Origin of the sequence: Nocardioides ginsengisoli, from assembly GCF_039537225.1 — a bacterium.
GTDB classification, from domain to species: Bacteria; Actinomycetota; Actinomycetes; order Propionibacteriales; family Nocardioidaceae; genus Nocardioides; species Nocardioides ginsengisoli.
Window position 1 is genome coordinate 21724 of the sequence record NZ_BAABAC010000043.1, and the last position, 3895, is coordinate 25618.

At 74.6% G+C, this 3895-nt stretch carries 5 protein-coding genes; 2 read left to right on the forward strand and 3 right to left on the reverse strand.

Features of this window, described 5'->3' with window-relative positions:
- Positions 1–6 precede the first annotated feature (6 nt).
- Both AB4880_RS22645 and AB4880_RS22650 read right to left on the reverse strand, forming a co-directional pair.
- Positions 7–774: a crotonase/enoyl-CoA hydratase family protein gene (locus AB4880_RS22645; RefSeq protein WP_367921488.1), complete on the reverse strand. Its 768-nt coding sequence runs from the start codon at positions 772–774 to the stop codon at positions 7–9.
- A 19-nt stretch (positions 775–793) separates the two neighbouring features.
- Positions 794–1846: a glycosyltransferase gene (locus tag AB4880_RS22650; protein ID WP_367921489.1), complete on the reverse strand. Its 1053-nt coding sequence runs from the start codon at positions 1844–1846 to the stop codon at positions 794–796.
- A gap of 103 nt (positions 1847–1949) precedes the next feature.
- Here AB4880_RS22650 and AB4880_RS22655 point away from each other — a divergent pair, with 103 nt between their 5' ends.
- Positions 1950–2333, forward strand: coding sequence for a VOC family protein (locus AB4880_RS22655; RefSeq protein WP_367921490.1), 384 nt, complete (start codon positions 1950–1952; stop codon positions 2331–2333).
- Between the two features lie 67 nt (positions 2334–2400).
- On the opposite strand, the gene AB4880_RS22660 is transcribed toward AB4880_RS22655, so the two are convergent.
- On the reverse strand, positions 2401–2844 hold the full coding sequence (locus tag AB4880_RS22660; RefSeq protein WP_367921491.1) for a hypothetical protein: 444 nt from the start codon (positions 2842–2844) through the stop codon (positions 2401–2403).
- Positions 2845–2989: 145 nt separating this feature from the next.
- On the opposite strand from AB4880_RS22660, the gene AB4880_RS22665 reads away from it, so the two are divergent.
- The coding region (locus tag AB4880_RS22665) for a methylmalonyl-CoA mutase family protein (protein ID WP_367921492.1) at positions 2990–3895 on the forward strand (906 nt) is incomplete at its 3' end.

Genomic DNA, 3895 nt, shown 5'->3' on the forward strand with positions numbered 1-3895 from the left:
TCGGGCTCAGATGTCCTCGAAGCTGCCGCCGCGGCCCTTGCCCGCCGCGAACCGCTCCGCCCCCGCGACGCCGTCCGTCATCAGCGAGGTCATCCCGATCTCGAACTCCCGCCCCAGCGCCGCCTGCTCGCTCTCGCCCCACTGCTCACGGGCGGAGCGGCGGTCGCCGCGCAGGCAGGTCTGCGGCATCCGCACGATGTCGTGGGCGAGCGCGACCGCGGCGGCGCGCGCCGTACCGGTGGGGACGACGCGGTTGACGAGACCGAAGCTCAGCGCCTCCTGCGCGTCGACGGCGCGGCCGGTGAGGATCAGGTCCATGGCGCGGCTGTGGCCGATCAGGCGCGGGAGGCGGATCGTCCCGCCGTCGATGAGCGGCACGCCCCAGCGCCGGCAGAAGACGCCGAGCGTCGCGCCCTCCTCGGCGACGCGCAGGTCGCACCACAGCGCGAGCTCGAGCCCGCCCGCCACTGCATTGCCGTGGATCGCGGCGATGACCGGCTTGTCGAGGTCCATCCGGGTCGGCCCCATCGGCCCGTCGCCGTCGGGCTCGAGCCGGTTGGTGCGGTCGGTGCCGACGGCCTTGAGGTTCGCGCCCGCGCAGAACGACGGCCCGTCGCCCGCGAGTACGGCGACCTTCGCGTCCGACGCCTCGAACTCCCGGAACGCCGCGGCCAGCTCGGCCGCCATCGGCCCGTCGACCGCGTTGTGCCGCTCCGGGCGGCTCATCACGATCGTGGTGACGTCGCCGTCCCGCTCGATGCGTACGTCGTTCACACGGCGAGCGTAGCCGCGCTCAGGCGACGACCGGGGCGAGCGCGGGATACGCGCCGGCGACCAGCTCGTCCACCGCGTCGGCCCAGGTACGACGCAGCGCCCGCTCCCGCGCCGCCCCGCCGAGCAGGTGCCGGTGCGGGTCGGCGGCGACGAAGGTGACCGCGCGCGCCAGGTCGCGCGGGTCGGCGGGGTCGTAGAGGAGGCCCGTCTCCAGATGCCGTACGACGTCGGGCGCGCCGCCCGCGCGCGGCGCGACGACGGGCACGCCGGAGGCGCCGGCCTCGCGCAGCGCGTGGCAGTCGGTCTCGTGCTCGCCGGGGTGGACGAGGGCGTCGAGGGTGGGGAGGGCGACGGTCAGGTCGCCGATGCCGAGGGGCCCGGTGAAGCGGGCGTGGGGGAGGCGGCGGGCGAGCCAGTCGCGGTCGGGGCCGCCGCCGATGACGACCAGGCGGAGGCCGGGTACGTCGGCGAGCGCGGCGAGACGGCGTACGCCCGCGGCCTTGTGGAGTCCGCCGACGTACCCGACGACGACCTGCGCGCCCTCGCGAGACCTGGCCTTCGACCACGATCCGTGCAGCCACGGGTCGCGCAGCGTCGGGTTGAACGCCCGGGTGTCGACGCCGGGCTCCCAGAGCGTCGCCGCGACGCCGAGCTCGGCCGCGCGCTCGACCATCCAGCGGGAGGTGACGACGACCCGGTCGGCACGCTCGACGACCTTCGCGCGCCAGTAGTCCGCGGCCAGGTCGAGGACCGGCGACTGCTCGACGGCCAGCGTCGGCACGCCGGCGCGCGCGGCGTGCTTGAGCGCCTTGCGGCCGACCGCACGCGGGGAGTGGACCTGGACCAGGTCGGGTGCGAACCGCTCGATCGCCTCGCGCACCTGGGCGCCGGTCGGCTCGAGCGGCCGGACTCGGACGACGTCGCAGCCGCGGTAGCTCGCCAGGCCGGGGCCCGGGGCGAGGATCTGCACCGAGTGGCCGCGGTCGATCAGCCGGTCGGCCGTCGCCTTGAGGGTCGTGGTCGTGCAGTCGAGTGCCGGGTAGAAGGACTCGGTGGCCAGGACGATCCGCATGGCTCCACGCTCGCCCGCGCACATGGCGCGAGCCCCGACCTCAGGTGGCGACCGGGTGAACGTTGTCGGGTGAGTGTCGGTGCTCGCGCCTAGCGTGGCCGGCATGGACATGAAGCTCGAGCTGGTGGCCGTACCCGTGACCGACGTCGACCGGGCCAAGGAGTTCTACGTGCGGGCCGGCTTCAGCGCCGACCATGACCACACGGTCAGCGAGGAGGTCCGGTTCGTGCAGCTCACGCCACCCGGGTCGGCCTGCTCGATCGCGATCGGCAAGGGCCTGACCACCATGACGCCGGGCTCGCTCGACAACCTGCAGGCGGTGGTCGCCGACGCCGACGCGATCCGCGCCGACCTGGTCGCCCGTGGCATCGAGGTGACGCCGGTGGACGACCAGCCGTGGGGCCGGTTCGTCTCCTTCTCCGACCCCGACGGCAACCACTGGAGCCTCCAGCAGCTGCCCGACTGGTCGGAGCGGGCCGCCGACTGACCCGGCGCTACCCGGCGTTGCGCGGCGTTGCGCGGCGTTGCGCGGCGTTGCGCGGCGTTGCGCGGCGTTACTCCGGGGCCGGGGCCGCGGCGGGCTCGTCCTCCGGCGGTCGCACGGTGCGCGGCGGCAGCTCGCCCCGCTCGATCGCCTGCGCCACGGCCGCGATCCGCTCGCCGCTCTCGCGCCAGCCGCCCGAGGGTGCGTCCCACCAGATGGTGAAGCCGCGGCGTGCCTCGATCGTCCAGTGCGCGCCGAAGGCGACCCGCGCCAGCGCCGCGAACGGGATGAGCAGCAGGAGCAGCAGGAACTCGGCGGCCACGACCAGCGCCAGGATGATGAAGGGCAGCGCCAGGATCAGCAGGAAGATGCCGATGACGGCGCTGACCGGGTCGTCGCCGAGGCCGTTCAGGCCGTCGAGCGGTCCGGAGTCGGGCGCCTTGAGTCGTCGTCGCCACGGCACCCAGCGCCGGGTCACTCGCCAGGTCCTGCCCTCGGGATCGCGCACCTTCACGCGCTGGATCGTACGGCGAGCGCCAGCCCGCGACCGCCGATTCCCACCCAAGCGGCCGCTTGCTCAGGCGTGAACGGACTGCGGCGAGGCGGAGATATCTCACACAACGGTGACACCGGCCGGGTCACGGATAGGCTTGGCGCTCGTGACTGACTCGCCCCTGACGCTGGCGCAGCCCGAGGACGCGCATTCGCGCGCCGAATGGGAGGCCGCCACCGCCGCCGTGCTCCGCAAGACGCGAAAGCTCGGCGACAGCGACCCCGACAGCGCCGTGTGGGACAAGCTGACCCGCACCACCCTCGACGGCATCCCCGTGACCCCGCTGGGCCTGCCCGGCGGCGCCGTGAGCGCCGTACGGCCGACCCGGCAGGGCGCCTGGGACATCCGCAGCCTGATCGCGGACCCCGACGCCAAGGCGGCCAACGAGGCGGCGCTCGTCGACCTCGACGGCGGCGTGACCAGCATCTGGCTGGCCGCCGACGCCGACACCGACGTCGCGGCGACGCTGACGGACGTGCTGCTCGACCTGGCGCCCGTCGTCCTCGACGCGCCGACGGCGACGACCGCCGTGGCCGAGGCCTTCCTCGCGCTGCCCGGCGCCAAGCACCCCGACAGCAACCTCGGCATCGACCCGCTCGGCGTGATGCTCCGCGACATCCCGCTGGCCGTCGACGAGGCGGTCGCCGAGCTGCGGACCCTCGCCCGCAAGGCCGACCAGCACGACATCCGCGCGATCGTCGTCGACGCCACCGCGGCCCACGACCTCGGCGCGAGCGACGCGCAGGAGCTCGGCTGGTCGCTCGCGGCCGGCGTCGCCTACCTGCGCTGGCTCACCGACCACGGCCTCTCGGTCGAGGACGCCGCCCGCCAGGTCGAGTTCCGCTACGCCGCCACCGACGAGCAGTTCCCGACCATCGCCAAGCTGCGCGCCGCGCGCGTGCTGTGGGCGCGGGTGCTCGAGCTCAGCGGCGTCGAGGCCCCGGTCGCGCAGCGCCAGCACGCGGTGACCAGCCGGCCGATGCTCAGCAAGTACGACCCCTACGTCAACATG

What these genes read in the sequence shown, in the direction of transcription:
- AB4880_RS22655 (WP_367921490.1), top strand. Translation starts at nt 1,950, where the DNA reads ATGGACATGAAGCTCGAGCTGGTGGCCGTACCCGTGACCGACGTCGAC.
- AB4880_RS22650 (WP_367921489.1), bottom strand. Translation starts at nt 1,846, where the DNA reads ATGCGGATCGTCCTGGCCACCGAGTCCTTCTACCCGGCACTCGACTGC.